15 protein-coding genes and 1 pseudogene are annotated in these 19,278 nt (G+C 52.4%); 10 read left to right on the plus strand and 6 right to left on the minus strand.

Annotated features, from left to right (window positions below; translation table 11 throughout):
- Positions 1-13 precede the first annotated feature (13 nt).
- Both FYJ73_RS09695 and FYJ73_RS09700 read left to right on the plus strand, forming a co-directional pair.
- Positions 14-739: a nitroreductase family protein gene (locus tag FYJ73_RS09695; protein WP_154534523.1), complete on the plus strand. Its 726-nt coding sequence runs from the start codon at positions 14-16 to the stop codon at positions 737-739.
- Positions 740-965: 226 nt separating this feature from the next.
- Positions 966-2,228, plus strand: a complete 1,263-nt coding sequence (locus FYJ73_RS09700; protein WP_235899310.1) for an ATP-binding protein — start codon at positions 966-968, stop codon at positions 2,226-2,228.
- 1 nt (position 2,229) lies between these two features.
- Here the strand turns inward: FYJ73_RS09700 and FYJ73_RS09705 are convergent, their stop codons facing one another.
- The gene (locus FYJ73_RS09705) at positions 2,230-3,468 is read right to left on the minus strand and encodes an MFS transporter (protein ID WP_154534525.1); all 1,239 of its coding nucleotides are present in this window, start codon (positions 3,466-3,468) and stop codon (positions 2,230-2,232) included.
- A 37-nt stretch (positions 3,469-3,505) separates the two neighbouring features.
- Positions 3,506-4,429: a DMT family transporter gene (locus FYJ73_RS09710; protein ID WP_154534526.1), complete on the minus strand. Its 924-nt coding sequence runs from the start codon at positions 4,427-4,429 to the stop codon at positions 3,506-3,508.
- A 120-nt stretch (positions 4,430-4,549) separates the two neighbouring features.
- Here FYJ73_RS09710 and FYJ73_RS09715 point away from each other — a divergent pair, with 120 nt between their 5' ends.
- The 6 genes from FYJ73_RS09715 (at position 4,550) to recA (ending at position 10,339) form a co-directional block, all read left to right on the plus strand.
- Complete coding sequence (locus tag FYJ73_RS09715; protein ID WP_154534527.1) at positions 4,550-5,368, plus strand: AAA family ATPase; 819 nt, start codon at positions 4,550-4,552, stop codon at positions 5,366-5,368.
- 326 nt (positions 5,369-5,694) lie between these two features.
- Positions 5,695-6,066, plus strand: coding sequence for a four helix bundle protein (locus FYJ73_RS09720; RefSeq protein ID WP_154534528.1), 372 nt, complete (start codon positions 5,695-5,697; stop codon positions 6,064-6,066).
- Positions 6,067-6,190: 124 nt separating this feature from the next.
- The gene (locus FYJ73_RS09725; RefSeq protein ID WP_336509595.1) at positions 6,191-7,231 is read left to right on the plus strand and encodes a DUF4435 domain-containing protein; all 1,041 of its coding nucleotides are present in this window, start codon (positions 6,191-6,193) and stop codon (positions 7,229-7,231) included.
- 59 nt (positions 7,232-7,290) lie between these two features.
- On the plus strand, positions 7,291-7,908 hold the full coding sequence (locus FYJ73_RS09730; RefSeq protein WP_154534529.1) for a DUF6621 family protein: 618 nt from the start codon (positions 7,291-7,293) through the stop codon (positions 7,906-7,908).
- A 66-nt stretch (positions 7,909-7,974) separates the two neighbouring features.
- Positions 7,975-9,213 (plus strand): saccharopine dehydrogenase family protein, encoded by a 1,239-nt coding sequence (locus tag FYJ73_RS09735; RefSeq protein WP_154534530.1) that lies wholly within the window; start codon positions 7,975-7,977, stop codon positions 9,211-9,213.
- Positions 9,214-9,289: 76 nt separating this feature from the next.
- Complete coding sequence (gene recA, locus FYJ73_RS09740) at positions 9,290-10,339, plus strand: recombinase RecA (protein ID WP_154534531.1); 1,050 nt, start codon at positions 9,290-9,292, stop codon at positions 10,337-10,339.
- Positions 10,340-10,841: 502 nt separating this feature from the next.
- On the opposite strand, the gene FYJ73_RS09745 is transcribed toward recA, so the two are convergent.
- The 4 genes from FYJ73_RS09745 to dxs all read right to left on the minus strand — a co-directional run bounded on the left by FYJ73_RS09745 (position 10,842) and on the right by dxs (position 16,683).
- Positions 10,842-11,804, minus strand: coding sequence for a type I phosphomannose isomerase catalytic subunit (locus FYJ73_RS09745; protein WP_154534532.1), 963 nt, complete (start codon positions 11,802-11,804; stop codon positions 10,842-10,844).
- Positions 11,805-11,915: 111 nt separating this feature from the next.
- Positions 11,916-13,373, minus strand: coding sequence for a TrkH family potassium uptake protein (locus FYJ73_RS09750; protein ID WP_336509596.1), 1,458 nt, complete (start codon positions 13,371-13,373; stop codon positions 11,916-11,918).
- A gap of 54 nt (positions 13,374-13,427) precedes the next feature.
- On the minus strand, positions 13,428-14,768 hold the full coding sequence (gene trkA / locus FYJ73_RS09755; protein WP_154534533.1) for a Trk system potassium transporter TrkA: 1,341 nt from the start codon (positions 14,766-14,768) through the stop codon (positions 13,428-13,430).
- Between the two features lie 4 nt (positions 14,769-14,772).
- Positions 14,773-16,683, minus strand: a complete 1,911-nt coding sequence (gene dxs / locus FYJ73_RS09760; RefSeq protein WP_154534534.1) for a 1-deoxy-D-xylulose-5-phosphate synthase — start codon at positions 16,681-16,683, stop codon at positions 14,773-14,775.
- Positions 16,684-16,812: 129 nt separating this feature from the next.
- On the opposite strand from dxs, the gene FYJ73_RS09765 reads away from it, so the two are divergent.
- Entirely contained in the window at positions 16,813-18,219 is a 1,407-nt protein-coding gene (locus FYJ73_RS09765) for a C1 family peptidase (protein ID WP_154534535.1), read from the plus strand.
- Positions 18,220-18,426: 207 nt separating this feature from the next.
- Positions 18,427-19,152, plus strand: a pseudogene (locus FYJ73_RS09770) (endonuclease/exonuclease/phosphatase family protein); the annotation flags it as partial.
- Positions 19,153-19,278: the final 126 nt, after the last annotated feature.

Genomic DNA, 19,278 nt, shown 5'->3' on the forward strand with positions numbered 1-19,278 from the left:
AAAGCAAATAACCATGAGTTTACAAGAGATTTTAGACCATCGTCGCGCCATTCGTCACTACGACCCTGAGAAGCCGCTTGACCCGGAACGGGTGAAAGAATGCATCAGGATGGCAACGCTGGCACCGACGAGTTCCAACATGCAGTTGTGGGAGGCTTATCACGTCACGGACAAAGCGGTGTTAGAGAAGCTCGCCCACGCCTGCCTCGACCAGCTCTCGGCACGCTCAGCCCAGGAGATGGTGGTTTTCGTCACACGCCAGGACCTCTATAAGCAGCACGCCGAAGCCGCCCGTAAGTTTGAGGAGGGCAACCAACGACGTCATGCTCCGAAGGAGAAGCAGGAGAAGCGCATCAAGAAATGGGACACCTACTACGGCAAGGTCATGCCCTTCCTCTACTCGCGCGGCTTCGGCCTATGGGGATTATTGCGCAAACTGCTGGCCCAACTCATTGGTCTGAGCCGTCCCATCGTACGCCAGGTATCGGAGGGAGACATACGCGTCGTCGTACATAAGAGCTGTGCCTTGGCTGCACAAACGTTTATGCTGGCCATGAGCGAGGCAGGCTACGACACGTGTCCGTTGGAAGGCTTTGACAGCCTGCTGGTCAAGAAGGCCCTCGGCTTACCCCGTAAAGTAGAGATCAACATGGTCATCACTTGCGGCATCCGCCAACCTGATGGTGTATGGGGCGACCGCTATCGCCAGCCATTCAGCGAGACCTATCACAGGGTGTAGCAAAACCTTCTTGTCTTTGCCAAGACAAGAAGGTTGTTGCCCCAATTTTAGGAAAAGTGTAGTTTTAGAGGTCCCAAAATGCAGGAAAAGTATAGTTTTCGCTTGCTTATTTCGTAGGAAAAGTGTATTTTTGCAAGGGTAAAAACCAAGGAAAAGTGTATCTATGGCATTACGAAGGAAAATAGAGCAAGACATAAGAGCTTATTTATCAAGTGATTCCAACAAGATGATGATCATCGATGGAGCACGGCAGGTAGGCAAGTCATTTATCATTCGGCAAGTGGGTAAAGAGTTGTTTCCCAACTACATCGAGATAAACATGGAAGCCGACAAGTTAGGCGACCGTATCTTTGCCGAGGCAAAGACCGTGAAAGACTTCTATCTTGCACTAAGCGTGGTGGCCGGTGACAGGATGAAAGACCGGGCGAATACACTTGTCTTCATCGATGAAATCCAAGCTTACAACCATCTGCTCACCTTAGTGAAATTTCTCATGTCGGACCGTCGGTTCACCTTTATAGCCAGCGGTTCTCTCTTGGGCGTCACGCTGAAGAAGACGCAGTCCATCCCTATTGGAAGCATTATACGCGAGCACATGTATCCACTTGACTTCGAAGAGTTTCTTTGGGCCAACGGTGTGGGCGAGCCACTCATCCAAGCCATGAAAGAGAGCTATGAGAATAGGCGTTCTCTACCCGAAAGCATTCATACGAAGCTGATGTCTCTCTTCCGCTCCTATCTGCTTACCGGTGGCATGCCCGATGCCGTCAACACCTTTCTCTCTACTCAGAATATCGTGGAAACGCGACAGATACAGACTGACATCCACGAACTCTATGGTGATGATGCCGCTAAATACGAACAGGAATCTGCACGCAAGCTACAGATCATGCGTATCTACCGCATGATTCCGTCCAACATGGAAAACAAAAAGAAACGAATCGTTGCCAAAGACATAGAAGGGAAGCAAGGCAAGCGCATGACCGACTACCTCGATGAATTTGAATACCTTATCTCTTCCGGAGTAGCACTGGAAGTGAAAGCCATCAGCAAGCCAAGCTATCCCTTGGTACAGAACAGCGGTAAGAATCTGCTAAAGCTCTACCTCAACGATGTGGGGCTACTCACCGACGTGCTCTATGGCACAAACATAATGCCTATTCTGAAAGACATCGCCAGCATCAACTTGGGATCAGTCTATGAGTCTGTAGTGGCACAAGAACTGCGGGCACATGGACATGGACTGTTCTATTATGACAATAAGAAGTTGGGCGAAGTGGATTATCTCATCGACGACCAGCAGCATCTGTCCGTCGTCCCCATTGAGGTGAAGTCTGGTAAGGACTACAAGGTGCACAGTGCCTTGGACCGTTTCCTCAGCATCAGTGAATACAACATCCACCAAGCCTTTGTACTCTCCAATGAGCGTCGCATTTATCAGGAGCAAGGTATCACCTATCTGCCTATCTATGACATCATATTCCTATAAGTTATTCCTCCTTTGGCACCTTCCACCAAAACATGATTGCGGCAAGGAGCTGAGCGGCGACGCTGACAACGACCATGACCACGAGACTCTGATCGTAGAGTACACCGAGAAGCCAACTGCCCAAGAACCAGGCAGCACCGAAACAGCACTCAAAGATGCCGTAACCCGTGGCACGGCTGCGCTTAGGCACCATTGTAGCCACGGAAGCCTTGAGGATGGACTCCTGCGCACCCATGCCAATGCCCCACAGCACCACGCCGATGATAGCGCAAGTCAAAGCAATGCCGGTGTTCGTCCCTCCGACAAGCAGGCTCGTCACGTCACCGCCCAAGAAAGCGAATACAGCAAAGGGAGCGGCCACTAATGTGGAGACAACCAGCGACAAACGGGCATGACGGTCGAAAAGCCAGCCAAAGACAAAGGCGGAAGCCGCATCGGTGAGCATCGCCAAAGCATAAAGCAACGGCAGGACAGCAGCCGTGAAGAGATGCTGACGCGAGAAGTGCATGACGATCAGCGAGTAGTCGGCGAAGCCAAAGGCAAAGAGGCTGATGCCAACGATATACACCACGAAGCGCTTGCTGACACGAAAGGGTACATACTCCTTCGGTTCCGGCTCAAAGTTCTCGGGATGCGGGAAGCGCTTGTACGTCAGCCATAATAATAATAAGGTGATGGCACCAGGAATAGCGAGAAAGGCAAAGCACGTGCGGTAGTCGCTGAACGTGTCGTCGCGGTGCTGAATGAGCATGATGAGATAGAGCAACAGAGGTCCGAGCACGGCACCGATTTGGTCGAGTAACTCTTGGATGGCGAAACTCTTCCCCACCCCTTCCTGCGAGGCTGCGAAAGACATCACCGTGTCTTTCGCCGGTTTTTTGATAGCTTTACCCAACCGCTGAACGATGAGCAACGCACACGCCAGCGCCCAACCATGACGGCCAACGAGTGCCAATGCCGGCACAGCCACCACATCAAGCGCATAGCCGAAGAGCACCATCGGCCAATAGCGACGTGTCCGGTCGGTCAGTCGTCCGAAGACATAGCGCAAGCCATAGCCCACGAGTTCACCAAGTCCCGACACAAAGCCAATGACAGTCGCCGACGCACCGGCCAACGAGAGGAACGCTCCACGTATGCTGTTCGCACTCTCATGGGTCATATCCGAGAACAAGCTCACCACGCCGAAGAGCACAATGAACGTCATCGCTGCCGACATCCGCCTTTTCTTCTCACTCATCTTTCAAACTAATTATCTCTCACATTTCATTCATCACTCAACACTCAACATTCTTCTGTTCGTCTCTCTTCGACTTTGACTTAATGACGAGCCACACACCGGAGAAGACCAGGATGACGGCCACGCCCTGAGGCAGCGTGAAGACACTCAGTCCCACGGCCACACTGACGATCACCGACACGATAGGTTGCACATAATTATATACGCTCACCACCGTAGGCCGCAACACGCGCTGAGCCACCACGCTGAGCAGATAGCTGACAAACGTACCGAAGACGACCACATAGCCCACCTCTAACCACGTGGCCGCCGTGAACGTCGTCCACGGCAACTGGCTGACGTGCCAGGAAGTGAACGGCAGGACGAAGAGCGAAGCCCACGTGAACATCCACTTGTTGACCGTGAACACATTATATTTACGTATAATCGGATTGAAGAGAGCCAGGTAAAGGGCAAAAGAGAACTGTGCACCGAAGCACATCAGGTCCCCGCGGATGTTGCCGACCTTCGCACTTCCCGCGTGCGCACTGCTGAGGATGAGGATGAGCGCGCCACCACAACCGATAGCCACGCCAAGTGCCTTCTTCCACGTGATCGGTTCCTTGAGAATGAAGAAGGAAAGCACCATGGCAAAGATAGGCATCGACGTGGTGACGATGCTGGCATTGACGGGCGAGGTGATACTCAGTCCTATGTTGTACAGTCCTTGGTTAAACACGATGCCGAGCAATGCTGCGCCCGCCAACTTCACGATGTCGCGCGCCGGAATATGCTCGCGCGGACCTATCAGCGAGGTCACCCAAAAGAGCAGAGCAGCCCCCGCCACACGAAACGACACCACAGAGATGCCATCAAAACCACTGTTCATCGCAGCCTTGCCGATCGGCGCCATCAGCCCCCAAATAGCCTCGGCAGCAAACATACTCAGATGTGCCTGCAGGGGCACACGGTTATCCTTCATCTTTTCTTTCCTTTTCTTATTATTGTCAAATTCATATGCAAAGTTACTAATAATTGCCTTTCAGAGATACAACTTACCGATATTTTCCTTATATTTGCCAAAAGAAAAACCGAAACAACTATGCAGAAATACGCAGACTATATCAAGCAGATAGAGATCGACGCCCTCTGGAGCGGGCGCAAGCATATCATCTGGGACCTCGACCGGCAGGTCAACATTCTCAGCGGAGTCAACGGTGTGGGCAAGTCGACCATTCTCAACAAAGTGGTCAAAGGTCTCTCTTCCGGCGGCGACTTCCCCAGCCATCTGCTCAAGGGCGTACATCTGAAGGTGGAGCCGGAGGACGCGCGCCTTATCCGCTTCGACATCATCCGCAGCTTCGACCGTCCGATCATCAACTCAGAGGCGGTGACGAAGATGGGACTTACCCTCGCCACCGAGATGGACTGGCAGATCTTCCTGTTGCAAAGGAAATATCTCGACTACCAGGTCAACATCGGCAACCGCATCATCGCCACCTTGCAGAGCGGTGAGCCCGACGCCGCAGAGAAGGCACAGGCACTCTCGCAACCGAAGAAGGACTTCCAGGACATCATGGACAGCCTCTTCGCCGAGACCGGCAAGAAGATTATCCGTACGGAAAACGAAATCAAGTTCACGCAGATCGGCGAGACCCTCCTTCCCTACCAGCTCTCCAGCGGCGAGAAGCAGATCCTCGTCATCCTGCTCACCGTGCTCGTGGAGGATCAGAAGAACTATGTGCTCTTCATGGACGAGCCCGAGGTGAGCCTGCACGTGGAATGGCAGAAACAGCTCATCGACCTCATCCTCCGTCTCAACCCCAACGTGCAGATCATCCTCACTACCCACTCCCCCGCCGTGATCATGAACGGATGGATGGACAAGGTCACCGAGGTCAGCGACATCACGGTAAGTTGAGAGTTGAGAGTTGAGAGTTGAGAAAGTTGAGAGTTGAAAGCTGAGAGTTGAGAGTTGATACAACCGTAGGACAGAGGGCTACAAAATAAAAGATACGCATAGCGGACTCTTACCCTATCCTTCCAATTCTCACACTCAACTTGCAACTCTCTATACTCTCAGCTTTCAACTCTCAACTCTCTCAACTCTCAGCTTTCAACTCTCAACTCTCTCAACTCTCAACTCTCTCAACTCTCAGCTTTCAACTCTCAACTCTCTCAACTCTCAACTCTCTCAACTCTCAGCTTTCAACTCTCAACTCTCTCAACTTTCAACTCTCAACTTTTATGAATAGCATTATATATAATAAAAGCAGGAACTTTGCAATAAGGATCATTAAACTGCAAAAATATCTGCTCTGCCGACAAGAGAAATGCATCTCTAAACAGATAATGCGCAGCGGAACAAGCATAGGTGCTAATGTGCGCGAGGGCACACAAGCACAAAGCAAAGCAGACTTTGTCTCTAAGATGAGTATCGCACTCAAAGAAGCACACGAGACCGATTACTGGCTTGATCTACTGCAAGCAACAGAGTATATCTCTCAGGCTGAATATGCATCCATCCATGATGACTTAGTTGAAATCATCAAGATCCTCACCTCTATTATCATCACAACCAAAGAAAACTCTCTTGCAAAGCAACATGCCCGATGTTGAGAATATGCTGATAATCTGAATTTTATAAAGATCTACGGAGTTCCTCGCCCCCCTATTCCGTTGGGCGATATAACTCTCAACTCTTCAACTCTCAACTTTTCAACTCTCAATTCTCAACTTATAAGTGAAACGTTTAAGAGACAACCTCACCTCCAGCTATTTCGAGGCTGCAAACCGGCTCCAGTCCAAACGCGCGCGCAAAAAAGTCGTTGCCTATGTCGAAAGCTACGACGACGTCTTTTTCTGGCGGCAGATCCTCAGCCAGTTTGAGACCGACAGTCTCTATTTCGAGATCATGCTACCATCGAGAATGCAGCATCTCGAGCGGGGCAAGAAAGCCGTGCTCATGCGCTTGCTCTCCGGCAAGACCGGACAGAGCATGATCGCTTGTGTCGACGCCGACTACGACTATCTCATCCAGGGCAAGACCGAGACCTCGCGTGCCGTCATCTCCAATCCTTACGTCTTCCACACCTATGCCTACGCCATCGAGAACATGCAGTGCTACGCTCCTTCGCTCCACGAAGTCTGTGTCGCCGTGACGCTCAACGACCACAGCATCTTCGACATGGAAGAGTATCTGCGACAGTACTCCCGCGCCATCTATTCTCTCTTTGTCTGGAACATCTGGTATTACCGCACCCCCCACTACAGCGAGTTCACGCTCACCGACTTTCTGCGTATCATCGAGCCAGGCGGCTTTTCCCTTTCCAACCCTTGGGAACCCATCAGCAGAGTCAAAAACAAAGCAGAAAAGAAAGTCGCGCAACTATGGCGCAGCCATCCCAACGAAAAGAAAAGCTATCACCAAGTAGAGGTGAGCCTGACAGAATTAGGGGTCACTCCCGACAACACCTACATGTATATTCAGGGCCATCACCTTTTCGACAAGGTCGTCGTGCCGATGCTCAGCAAGGTCTGCGACAAACTCGTCAGACAACGGCAGAGTGAGATCGCCCGAGAAAGCGTGCACGGCACCCAACGCCGCAACGAGCTCTCGTGTTACACCAACAGCCTGGCCGACATCACCTCCATGCTCAAGAAAAACGCCGGCTTCCTGCGCTCCCCACAATACCATCAGATCGAAAGAGATCTCAACACATTTGTACAAAGCTGCAATACGTTGGCCAACAGTCTGCCAGACAACAAGCAGAAGGATCAATGAAACAAAAAATAAACACTATTTTCCTTTGATATTCCCGACGTTTGCTGTACCTTTGCAATATGAACATGCCAAATACCCAAAACGTAAAACTTAGCGAAAACATCATTCTTGCCGATGCCGACTATATCGACCTCGTCGCCTTCCGCCTGAGCGTACAGTTCGAGCGGATGATCGGCCGACGCATCCCCAAGGCTGATCTCAGCCGCTGGGCCGTGGACATTGCCCTGGACGGCGGACTGCGCGAAGACAGCAAGCCACACGAGACCCAACTGGTTCTGATTCACGACAAAAGCAAGAAACAGCTCGACAATTTCTCGCCATCGGTCTACGACACAGAGCTCAACGCCCAGGCTTTCCGCGACGACAAGCTCGGCGAGTTCCTCGTCAACGCTTATCCCACGGGCAGCATGGTCGACAAAGACGACTACCTGCAGGATGCCATCCGCACCATCCTTGAGCACGACGAGGTGCGCCGGCTGATGATCATCCCCAACGGCGAGGAAGGTGAGACCTACGACATCGTGAGCCATGCCCTGCGCGAAGCTCCTGACGACAAGCGCGTCACCGTCTTCGCCATGCAGCCCATGCCCGGTGGCAATTTCCGGCAGGAGATTCTCGGCTACTCACTGATGAACGCCCTCGGCATCAAGGCCGATGAGCTGAAGGCTGAGGACTAAGCCGACAAAGAAGCGGAACCCAAGAGCTCACTACAAAACAAAAACAATAAAAAGATATATTACAGTATGAGTAGAGTATTAATGATTGGAGCCGGAGGCGTAGCTACGGTCTGCGCCTTCAAGATGGTACAAAACCAGGATGTCTTCTCTGAGCTGATGATCGCCAGCCACCACAAGGACAAATGCGACAAACTCGTCAAGGCCATCCACGACAAAGGATATAAGATGGACATCAAGACCGCTGAGGTCGATGCCGATGATGTGGAGCAGCTCAAGCAGCTCATCGGCAGCTATAAGCCCGAACTGGTCATCAACCTCGCCCTGCCCTATCAGGATCTGACCATCATGGATGCCTGTCTGGCCTGCGGCGTCAACTATCTCGACACCGCCAACTACGAACCCAAGGACGAGGCCCACTTTGAGTACAGCTGGCAGTGGGCTTACCGCGACCGATTCAAGAAGGCAGGGCTCACCGCCATCCTCGGCTGCGGCTTCGACCCGGGCGTGAGCCAGGTGTTCACCGCATACGCTGCCAAGCATGTCTTCGACGAGATCATCGATCTCGACATCGTAGACTGCAATGCCGGCAACCACCACAAGGCTTTCGCCACCAACTTCAACCCAGAAATCAACATCCGCGAGATCACACAGAAAGGTCTCTATTACGAGAACGGCAAATGGATCGAGACTGACCCGCTCGCCGTGCACAAGGCACTCACCTACCCCAACATCGGTCCCCGCGAGAGCTATCTCATGCACCACGAGGAGCTGGAGAGCCTGGTGATCAACTTCCCGACAATCCGCCGCGCACGCTTCTGGATGACCTTCGGAAAGCAATATCTGACCTATCTCGACTGCATTCAGAACCTCGGCATGTCGCGCATCGACGAGGTGACCTATGAAGCACCGCTCGCCGACGGCTCGGGCAAGATGGTGAAAGTCAACATCGTACCACTGCAGTTCCTCAAGGCCGTACTGCCCAACCCGCAGGACCTCGGCGAAAACTACGACGGCGAGACCTCCATCGGCTGCCGCATCCGTGGCATCAAAGACGGCAAGGAGCACACCTATTATATATATAACAACTGCAAGCATCAGGACGCTTACAAGGAGACAGGTATGCAGGGCGTAAGCTACACCACCGGCGTGCCGGCCATGACCGGTGCCATGATGTTCCTCAAAGGCATCTGGCGCAAACCCGGCGTATACAACGTCGAGGAGTTCGATCCGGATCCATTCTTGAAAGTTCTCGGCGAGCAGGGACTGCCCTGGCACGAGATTCACGACGGTGACTTGGAACTATAAGCTTTCCACCCTGGCATCATGCGGATGAGCATCGATACTCATCCTCTCCATAAACCCTAAAACGACAACAACAGAAATGGCAAAGACAGAAGAAGAATTGGCTGCAGAAAAGGCAGCACAAGATAAGAAAGAGCGTGAAGGCAAACTGAAATCGCTCCAGGATGCCATGGCAAAGATCGAGAAGGACTTTGGCAAGGGCTCCATCATGCGCATGGGCGACGAGAAGGTGGAAAACGTGGAGGTCATCCCCACGGGATCCATCGGCTTGGACTGCGCCTTGGGCGTAGGCGGCTACCCCCGTGGCCGCATCATCGAGATCTACGGTCCCGAGTCGTCAGGTAAGACGACGCTGGCCATCCATGCCATTGCCGAGGCACAGAAGCAGGGCGGCATCGCCGCCTTCATCGACGCAGAGCACGCCTTCGACCGCTTCTATGCTGAGAAACTCGGTGTGGACGTTGACAACCTCTGGATTTCCCAGCCCGACAATGGTGAGCAGGCACTGCAAATTGCCGACCAGCTCATCAGCTCATCGGCCGTGGACATCCTCGTGGTGGACTCTGTCGCTGCACTGACCCCGAAGAAAGAGATCGAGGGCACCATGGGCGACTCTGCCGTCGGCCTGCAGGCCCGACTGATGAGCCAGGCACTGCGCAAGCTCACCGGCACGATTTCCAAGACCAACACCTGCTGCATCTTCATCAACCAGTTGCGTGAGAAGATCGGCGTGATGTTTGGCAACCCTGAAACCACCACGGGCGGTAACGCACTGAAGTTCTACGCTTCCGTTCGTCTCGACATTCGCCGTACCAGCCAGCTCAAGGACGGTGATGAAGTCTATGGCAACCACGTGCGCGTGAAAGTGGTGAAGAACAAAGTGGCTCCTCCTTTCCGCAAAGCTGAGTTCGACATTCTCTTCGGACAAGGCATCAACAAGGCCGGCGAGCTCGTGGACCTCGGTGTGGAGTACAATATCGTCCAGAAGAGCGGAAGCTGGTTCAGTTACAACGGCAGCCGGCTGGCCCAAGGCCGCGACGCCACCATCAAGTTGATCAACGACAACCCGGAACTCTCGGAAGAAATTACAGGTCTGGTGATGAAAGCCATCAAGGATCACAAAGAATAATCACCCACAAGCCAAAGGGAAGAGCCTGCAGAGCGGTTCTTCCCTTTGTTGTTTTTTCTGACAAGAAACGAGCTCTGAGAATCGATTCTTTTTCACGAAGACCTCCTTGGCTCTGATTTTCGCGAAAAATAGCAATTTTTTTGTATCTACCAGATAATCAATGTGTTACAAATATATACATTTCTCATGAAAATTAGGAAGGGCTTTTCTTGCAAAATTATCTAGAAAATTTTCGGTCAGAAAAGGCTTTTGATCCGATCAAACAACTGATATGACCGAGTCAAACAACTGAAATGACCGTATCAAACAACTGTTTTCTACCCATGACCCAACAGAAATCGAGGGGACACGACGGCATTTTGAGTTTTTAAGGAGAGAATATCAGTTTTCTCTTCTCTAGATTGCAAGTTGAAGTGGAAGGTGTTTTGTAAAAAGAAATAGCAAGCAGGTCTTTCCTACTTGCTATTTCGCTATCATCTATCTAATCGTTTTTTCGTTTAGCTTACACGTAGGTCTCGATGAGTTTCATCTTTCCCTCGGTCTTGATCTGCTTGGTTGTAGCGGGGAAGATCAGGCTGTCACCCGCCTGCACATCGATGACGTTGCCCTCGTTGTCGGTGAGCTTACCACTGCCTTTTGTGACGATGGTGATGATGAAGCTGTCCAAAGCCGATACGTCAATGGTCACAGGACTGCTCAGATCGTAGAGCAGGGTATGGAAATAAGGGCACTGCACGAGCATGACGCCTTTGTTTTCCTCGGGTACATACTCCGTGCGGTAGTTGGGCAACACTGTGTAGTTGATGCTCTCGGCAGCCTCCTGGGTATGGAGCTGCCGGTAGTTGCCGTTTTTGTCCTTACGCTTGAAGTCATAGATGCGATAGGTGACATCGCTCGTCTGCTGGATTTCACAGAGGAAGCATCCCTTGCCGATGCTGTGGATACGTCCGGCGGGGAGGAAGAAGCAATCGCCCTCCTTGACGTCATAGTGGTCGATAGCGTCCACGATCGTGTCGTTGGCCACCATCTCCTTATACTCCTCGGGAGTGATCTTCTCCTTCAGTCCCACAAGCATGCTGGCATCGGGATCAGAGTCCATGACATACCACATCTCGGTCTTGCCGCGCTCCTTGCCTTGCTTATGGGCTATCTCGTCGGTCGGATGCACCTGGATGGACAGAGGCTGGGCGGCATCGATGAACTTGATGAGCAACGGAAACTCGTTACCAAAGCGCTGATAGTTGGCCACACCCACCAGTTTCTCCTTCATGTCTGCCACGACAGCACTCAGCGGCTGGCCGGCATATTTCCCTTCGCTAACAATGGTCTCATTGCCGGGAACACCGGAGATCTCCCAACTCTCTCCTACGTTTTCGAGATTCTCATGGAGATGTTTAAATGGTATGATCTTGTCACCACCCCACAGCGTTTGCTTCAGAAGCGGTTTAAAACGTAATGGTTTCATGTCTTATCAGTTTATTTAATGTCTATTTATAGATACGATTTTACACTGCAAAGTTACGTAAATACAAAAGACATCATACCATCTCAATTATCCAAACATGACACTATCTTACTAATTTTTCGTCCAGAACGAAGGCGTGAGACAAACGATCACCGAGAAGATTTCCAAACGGCCAAAGAGCATCATAATGGTACAGATCCACTTGGCAAAGTCGGGAAGCATCGACCACGACATCGTCGGGCCTATCTCCAAACCCAATGTCGGTCCCACATTGCCGATACAGCTCATGGCGATGGTGATGGCGTTGGTGTTGTCGATGCCCGCTGCTATCATCACAAAAGCCGAGATGAAGATAAGCAACAGATAGGCAGTGAAAAACGCCAGTAACGAGACACGCTGAGGATAAGTGATGTTCACGCCACTGATCTTCAACGGCAGCACGGCATGGGGGTGGAGACGCTGGCGGAGCTCATTGCGGAGCACCTTAAAGAGCATGGTGATGCGCACGCATTTCATGCCGCCGGCCGTACTCCCCGAACAGCCCCCGACCAGCATACACACGGCCAGAACGACCCACGTGACATGAGGCCATTTGCCCGCATCGTCGTTGAAGAGTCCCGTCGTCGTCATAAACGACACTACGGAGAACAGCGAAGAGCGGAACGCATGCTCCAAGCCATAGTGGTTACGCGCGATGAGCTCCATCATGATGAAGACCGTGAACAGCGCTGTGAGTATCAGATAGAGCCGGAACTCAGTGTCGCGCCACAGTGCCCGTACCTTTTTCTTCGCCACCGCGCAATAAAACAGCGTGAAGTTGACGCCCGAGATGAAGCAGAAGAACGTGGCGGTATACTCCATTCCGGGTGAATGGAAATGCTCGATACTGTCGTTATAGATCGAGTAGCCACCTGTCGCTGCTGTCGACATAGCATAGTTGATCCCCTCAAACCAGTTCATGCCAAAGAGCATGAAACCGGCCATGCAGCCAAAGGTGATAAACAGATAGACGAGCCAAATCCATTTGGCACTCGTCGAGAGCCTTGGGCTGAGCTTGCTCTTGATCGGTCCGGTGGCCTCAGCGGCAAACACTTTCGTGCTTCCGCCGACCACCTGCGGCAGCACGGCGATGGTGAAGAACACGATACCCAAACCGCCGATCCAGTGAGTCAACGACCGCCAGAACAATATGCCATGGGGCAAAATCTCCACATCATCGATGATGGTGGCTCCCGTCGTGGTAAAGCCCGACATCGTCTCAAAGTAAGCATCCGTGAAACTATGGAGATAGCCACCCACCATGAAAGGAATCGTGCCAAAGAGAGAAAATACGGTCCAGGTGAGCGTGACAATCAGATAAGAGTCACGGCGCGACATGATATTGTCGGCGTTGCGGCCCTTATACCCGAGGATAATGCCCGAGAGCACGGTGACGAGGACGGAGACGAGAAAAGCAAAGGTGTCTTCCTCGCCATAGTACAGAGCAATGCCCAGACACGCCAGCATCATAATAGCCTCAAGGAAGAGCAGCGAGCCCAGGATCTTATAAATGATTTTAAAGTTGATCACACCTATTGTCTCCTATTTCTTAAAACTTGTCTGCAGATGCGATAGTGACGCGCATCAATTAAAGAACTTCTCGATCTTCTTCATGTTGACGTTGTGACAAAACACCACCACATCGTCGCCGGCCTGTATCTGTGTGTTTCCTGATACCAGCATTCCCTCTCCGTCTCTGACCAGTCCGCCGATGGTCATGCCTTGCGGCAGTCCTAGATCCTTGACCGCTTTCCTGGTCACCTTGGAATCGGGCTTGGGAATAAACTCTGCCACGTCGGCATTGGCCGACAGCAAGAAGGTGACATTCATCACGTCGGCGTCGAGCATGAGCTGATAGATGCGACTGGCGGCGATGGCTTTTTTATTGATGATCGTGCCGATATCGAGGCTTTCGGCCATACTGGCATAGCCCATGCTCTCGACCATGGCCACGGTCTTGCGTACGCCCATGCGCTTGGCTGCCAGACAGGCCAGGATGTTGGTCTCGGCATTGCCCGTGAGAGAGACGAAAGCCTGGGTGTTGTAGATACCCTCGTCGGTCAGCACGCCCATATCGCGCGGGTCGGCATTGATGACCAGGGCTTGGTCGTTGAGCAACTGGTTGAGTTCGTCACAGCGATCAGGATCCACTTCAAAGATCTTCGTGTTCATATATTCCGGCATGGTCTGCACGGCACGCACGGCAGTGGCACCGCCGCCCATGATCATCACGTTCTTCACGTCGACATAATGTTCCTTGCCGACTATCTTGCGGATATAAGGGATATATTGCTTCGTGGTCATGAAATAGGCCAAGTCGTAGCATTTCAGCTCGTCATTGCCGCCGGGGATGATCGTCTCGTCCTTGCGTTTGATGGCCACCACATGGTAAGGGTCATCAGGACCGCAAAGTTCCTTGAGGGGACGGTTGAGAATTTCACACGACTCCCGCAACTTGATGCCAAGCATCACCAGTGCGCCGTTGTGCACATCCCAACGCTGTCTGACCCACGACATGCGCAATCCGTTGATAATGTCGCGTGCGGCGAGCATCTCTGGATAGATGAGCTCGTCAACACCCAGCTCCTTATAGAACTGCCGGATGTCGGGCTCCATATACTCGCTGTCGTCGATCTTTGCCACCGTCTTGCGGGCGTGCAGGGCGTGGGCGAGTACACAACTGTTGATGTTGGCATTGTCGTCGGGTGTCACGGCAATAAACAGATCCGCGTCACCGGCATTGGCTTCCCTGAGTGTCTTCACGCTGGAGGCCGAGCCGCAAAGAGTCAGCAAATCATAGTCCGTGCCTATGCGGGCCAGCCGTTCCTCATCGTCATCGATCACGGTGATCTCTTCCTGATTGCGGGAGAGCAACCGTGCCAAATAGGTACCAATGGCGTATGCGCCGGAAATGATGATTTTCATAAGTCTATGTCAAACTTTCTTCTATCGTCTTTTTAATACTTGGGACATCCAGTCCCCACTTCTCCCGCAGCTGGGCCACGGTGCCGTGCTCCACAAAACAATCGGGCAGTCCCAGTCTGACGACATCGGGATGGTAGCCGTGATCGCTCATCCACTCAAGCACTGCCGATCCCATGCCGCCGTTGCGCACGCCGTCCTCTACAGTGATCACGTGCTTGAACCTCGAGCCGACCTCGTTGAGCAGATGGTCGTCGAGTGGTTTGAGAAAGCGAAGATCGTAGTGAGCCACATGGTTTTTGCGGTTTGGATCTTCGCTCTCGATCTGTTGGATGGCACTCTCCACGTCGTAGCCGATGGGTCCGATGGTGATCACTGCCACATCGGTGCCCTCATGGATGACACGTCCGGTGCCGACAGCTATCTCGTCAAGCGGGCACTGCCAGTCGACAAGATGCCCACGACCACGTGGATAGCGGATCACGAAGGTCCCCATCCCTGGCTGTTGGGCGGTATACATCAGTTTGCGCAACTCGTGCTCGTCCATCGGCGAGGCAATGGTAAGGTTGGGTATAGGACGCAAAGCCGCCATATCGAAAGCACCATGATGTGTCGGTCCGTCCTCGCCGACAAGACCAGCACGGTCTAAACAAAGCACTACCGGCAGGTTGAGGATAGCCAGATCGTGGATGATATTGTCGTAGGCGCGCTGAGCAAAAGCACTGTAGATATTGCAGAAAGGCAGCAAGCCGTCCTTGGCCATACCACCGGAGAATGTCACGGCATGACCCTCAGCGATACCCACGTCAAAGACACGGTCAGGCATCTCCTTCATCATGATGTTCATCGAGCAACCCGTAGGCATGGCGGGAGTAACCCCAACAATCTTGGGATTGCGCCTTGCCAGCTCCAACAGCGTATGGCCAAAGACTTCCTGAAACTTTGGAGGCTCGTTGCTTGTGTCGGGCACAATGCGCTCGCCCGTTTCCGGATCGAAGCGGCCAGGAGCGTGCCAGATGGTGGCGGCTTTCTCGGCAGGCTCGTAACCTTTGCCTTTGACCGTGTGGAGATGCAACAGCTTAGGGCCCCGCATATCCTTGAGCTGACGCATGATCCTTACCACTTCCTTCACGTTGTGTCCGTCAAAGGGTCCGAAGTAGCGAATGTTCATGCCCTCAAAGATATTCTGCTGATGGCTGATGGCGCTCTTCAAGGCATTGTTGAGTCGGATGATTCCCTTCCGCCGGTCATCGTTGAGATAGCCCTTGGCGTGCAGCCATTGCGAAGCCTTGAAGCGCAGTCGGTTGTAAGTTTCGTTGGTGTCGAGGTTGAGCAGATATTTCTCCATGCCGCCAACAGCATGGTCGATGCTCATATCGTTGTCGTTGAGAACAATCAGCAGATCATTGGGCGTGGAACTGACATTGTTCAGTCCTTCAAAAGCCAGTCCGCCACTCATGGCACCGTCGCCGATGACGGCTACGACATGACGCTCGGGATGTCCGCTCTTGCGGGCTGCCACTGCCATGCCCAGCGCGGCAGAGATGCTGTTCGACGCGTGGCCACAGGTGAAGGTGTCGTATGGACTCTCTTCCGGTGAAGGGAAAGGACGCACACCACCCATCTTGCGGTTGGTGCAGAACGTGTCTCTTCGGCCCGTCAGAATCTTATGGCCGTAGGCCTGATGGCCCACATCCCATACGATACGGTCTTCGGGTGTATCAAAGACATAGTGCAATGCCACGGTGATCTCCACCACACCAAGACTGGAAGCGAAATGTCCGGGGTTGACTGACACTTCGTCGATAATATCCTGCCTGAGCTCCCGGCAAAGCTCCGGCAACTGCTCGACGCTGAGTTTCCTCAATTCGGAAGGATATTTGATCTGACTAAGAAGTCCGTATTTATTCTTATCCATTCAATTTCGTTTGCTATAGCCTTGCAAAGGTACAATATTTAATTGATAATATAGTGAAAAGACCATAATTTTTGCTACCTTTGCAAGGAACAATATCTTTGCATGAACATCAACCATAATCTCACAAATATGAAGAAAAGAACATTTCTGGCTGTGCTCCTCGTGGCTGCCTCCAGTTCCATGCTGGCACAGACACGCGACGGCGGCATCTCTGCCTCAATGCTGCAACAGATTGAGCAGTCGCAAAGCAAGAACCCGGCTTACAAGGCTTTGGCCAACGCTATCGCTTCAAACAAGATCGATGACCTGGCCAAGAACTACAAAAACTTAGGTGAAGTCGATACCTATTTCAGTGTGGAGACTCCCAAGCAGAATATCGAAGACCAGAAGAGTTCAGGACGCTGCTGGATGTTCTCCGGACTCAACGTGTTGCGCGCCAACTTTGCCAAGGCTCACGGCGACTCGGTGCGCGTGGAGTTTTCTCACTCCTACCTCTTCTTCTATGATCAGCTGGAAAAGGCCAATCTCATGCTGCAAGGGGTCATCGACTGTGCACGCAAGCCGATGGACGACACACGCGTGCAATTTTTCTTCCGCAACCCCATCGGAGACGGCGGCACCTTCTGTGGCGTTGCTGACCTGAGCGAGAAATACGGACTGGTGCCGATGAATGTCATGCCGGAGACTTTCTCCAGCGACAATACCTCGCAGATGCAGAAGATGGTGTCGTCAAAACTCCGTGAGTTCGGTCTGGAACTGCGTCGAATGGTCGCTGACGGCAAGAAAGCTACCGATATCAAGAAGCGCAAGACCGAGATGCTCGGGACCATCTATCACATCCTCACGCTGACGCTGGGCGAGCCGGTCAAGGAGTTTACCTACACCTTCCGTGACAAAAACGGCAAGGCCGTGGGATCCGCAAAGACCTACACGCCGAAGTCGTTCTATCAGGCTACGGTAGGCGAACCGCTCAACGGCACGTTCATCATGGTGATGAACGACCCACGACGGCCTTACCATAAGACGTACGAAGTGGAATATGACCGCCACACCTACGACGGACACAACTGGAAATACCTCAACCTGCCGATGGACGAGATTGAGAGCCTCGCCATCGCCTCGCTCAAAGACGGGCATAAGATGTACTCCAGCTACGACGTGGGCAAGCAGCTCGACCGCAAACGTGGCTATCTCGACACCGACAACTTCGACTACGGCTCGTTGCTGGGTACTACTTTCGGCATGAACAAAGCTCAGCGCATCGAGACCTTCGACAGTGGTTCGACCCATGCCATGACTCTCACCGCCGTCGACCTCAACGCTGAGGGTAAGCCACTGAAGTGGAAGGTGGAGAACAGTTGGGGACCGACCTACGGGCAGAACGGTTATCTGATCATGACCGACAACTGGTTCCAAAACTATATGTTCCGCCTCGTGGTCAACAAGCGCTATGTGCCGGAGACGCTCTTGAAGCAGTTCGAGCAGAAGCCGACGATGGTCACACCGGAAGATCCGCTGTTCCTCGAGGACGAGTAAAGACTCTCCCTAGCCCTCCCTAAAGGGAGGGAAATGCTCAACCATTTCCTCTCCCATCAAAGAGGGCTTAGGGCTTGAACATTGGAAGTTGGGTATAGAGTAGGTCAACACTCAACATTAGAATCATTCATCATTCAACATTAGAATCACTCAACATTCAACATTGGAGTAAGTCATCATTCATCACTCAACATTCAACATTAGCCAATGTATCTGCTCATCTGTCTGTTCACCTTTGTAGAGCTGAACTGCGAGAATCTTTTCGACACGCAGCACGACAGTCTCAAGCACGACGAGGAGTTCCTGCCCACCTCCGCCATGCACTGGACACCGTCGCGCTATTGGCATAAGCTCAACCGCATCGGGCAGGACATTCTCTCCTGTGGCGAACTCGACTCCACGAAAGTGATACCCGACATGGTGGTTCTTACCGAAGTGGAAAACGACAGCGTAATGCGCGATCTCACCAAGCGGTCGCTGCTTCGCAACGCTGACTATGAATATGTGATGACCGACAGCCCAGACGAACGCGGCATCGACGTGGCCCTGCTCTACTCTCCTTTCTCCTTTGCCCTGATCAGCTATCATTCCATCCGTATCGCGCCACCGAAAGGCTTCCGTCCCACGCGCGACATCCTTTATGCCTGCGGACAGCTGATCTCGGGCGACACGCTGCATGTCTTCGCCGTACATGCGCCCAGCCGCCGCGGTGGCGAACAGGTTTCCCGACCCTATCGGCAGAAAGTGGTTGAGCGCTTATTGCTCTCTGTTGATTCTGTCAGAACATTGTCACCTCAGGCCCGCATTATCATTGCCGGAGACTTCAACGACTACTCCTCCGATCCCACTATCAAGCATCTCGTACGACACGGCCTTGTGGAAGTGTCGGCAAACACGCAAGGCAGACACGGCGCAAAAGGCACATACCGCTATCCTGTTTTCCACGTTAATAGCCGTTAACGGCCGTAAATCATTAAAAATCAATAAAGTGACACTTTGTATTTGGATTTTTGGGTGGCGCAAGCTATCTTTGCATCATGTTCGTACACAAGAAACGCC

Origin of the sequence: Hallella mizrahii (assembly GCF_009695775.1) — a bacterium.
GTDB lineage: Bacteria > Bacteroidota > Bacteroidia > Bacteroidales > Bacteroidaceae > Prevotella > Prevotella mizrahii.

What these genes read in the sequence shown, in the direction of transcription:
- FYJ73_RS09705 (WP_154534525.1), bottom strand. Translation starts at nt 3,468, where the DNA reads ATGAGTGAGAAGAAAAGGCGGATGTCGGCAGCGATGACGTTCATTGTG.
- FYJ73_RS09695 (WP_154534523.1), top strand. Translation starts at nt 14, where the DNA reads ATGAGTTTACAAGAGATTTTAGACCATCGTCGCGCCATTCGTCACTAC.
- FYJ73_RS09735 (WP_154534530.1), top strand. Translation starts at nt 7,975, where the DNA reads ATGAGTAGAGTATTAATGATTGGAGCCGGAGGCGTAGCTACGGTCTGC.
- FYJ73_RS09715 (WP_154534527.1), top strand. Translation starts at nt 4,550, where the DNA reads ATGCAGAAATACGCAGACTATATCAAGCAGATAGAGATCGACGCCCTC.
- FYJ73_RS09700 (WP_235899310.1), top strand. Translation starts at nt 966, where the DNA reads ATGATGATCATCGATGGAGCACGGCAGGTAGGCAAGTCATTTATCATT.
- FYJ73_RS09710 (WP_154534526.1), bottom strand. Translation starts at nt 4,429, where the DNA reads ATGAAGGATAACCGTGTGCCCCTGCAGGCACATCTGAGTATGTTTGCT.
- FYJ73_RS09730 (WP_154534529.1), top strand. Translation starts at nt 7,291, where the DNA reads ATGAACATGCCAAATACCCAAAACGTAAAACTTAGCGAAAACATCATT.
- FYJ73_RS09765 (WP_154534535.1), top strand. Translation starts at nt 16,813, where the DNA reads ATGAAGAAAAGAACATTTCTGGCTGTGCTCCTCGTGGCTGCCTCCAGT.
- trkA (WP_154534533.1), bottom strand. Translation starts at nt 14,768, where the DNA reads ATGAAAATCATCATTTCCGGCGCATACGCCATTGGTACCTATTTGGCA.
- FYJ73_RS09720 (WP_154534528.1), top strand. Translation starts at nt 5,695, where the DNA reads ATGAATAGCATTATATATAATAAAAGCAGGAACTTTGCAATAAGGATC.
- FYJ73_RS09745 (WP_154534532.1), bottom strand. Translation starts at nt 11,804, where the DNA reads ATGAAACCATTACGTTTTAAACCGCTTCTGAAGCAAACGCTGTGGGGT.
- recA (WP_154534531.1), top strand. Translation starts at nt 9,290, where the DNA reads ATGGCAAAGACAGAAGAAGAATTGGCTGCAGAAAAGGCAGCACAAGAT.
- dxs (WP_154534534.1), bottom strand. Translation starts at nt 16,683, where the DNA reads ATGGATAAGAATAAATACGGACTTCTTAGTCAGATCAAATATCCTTCC.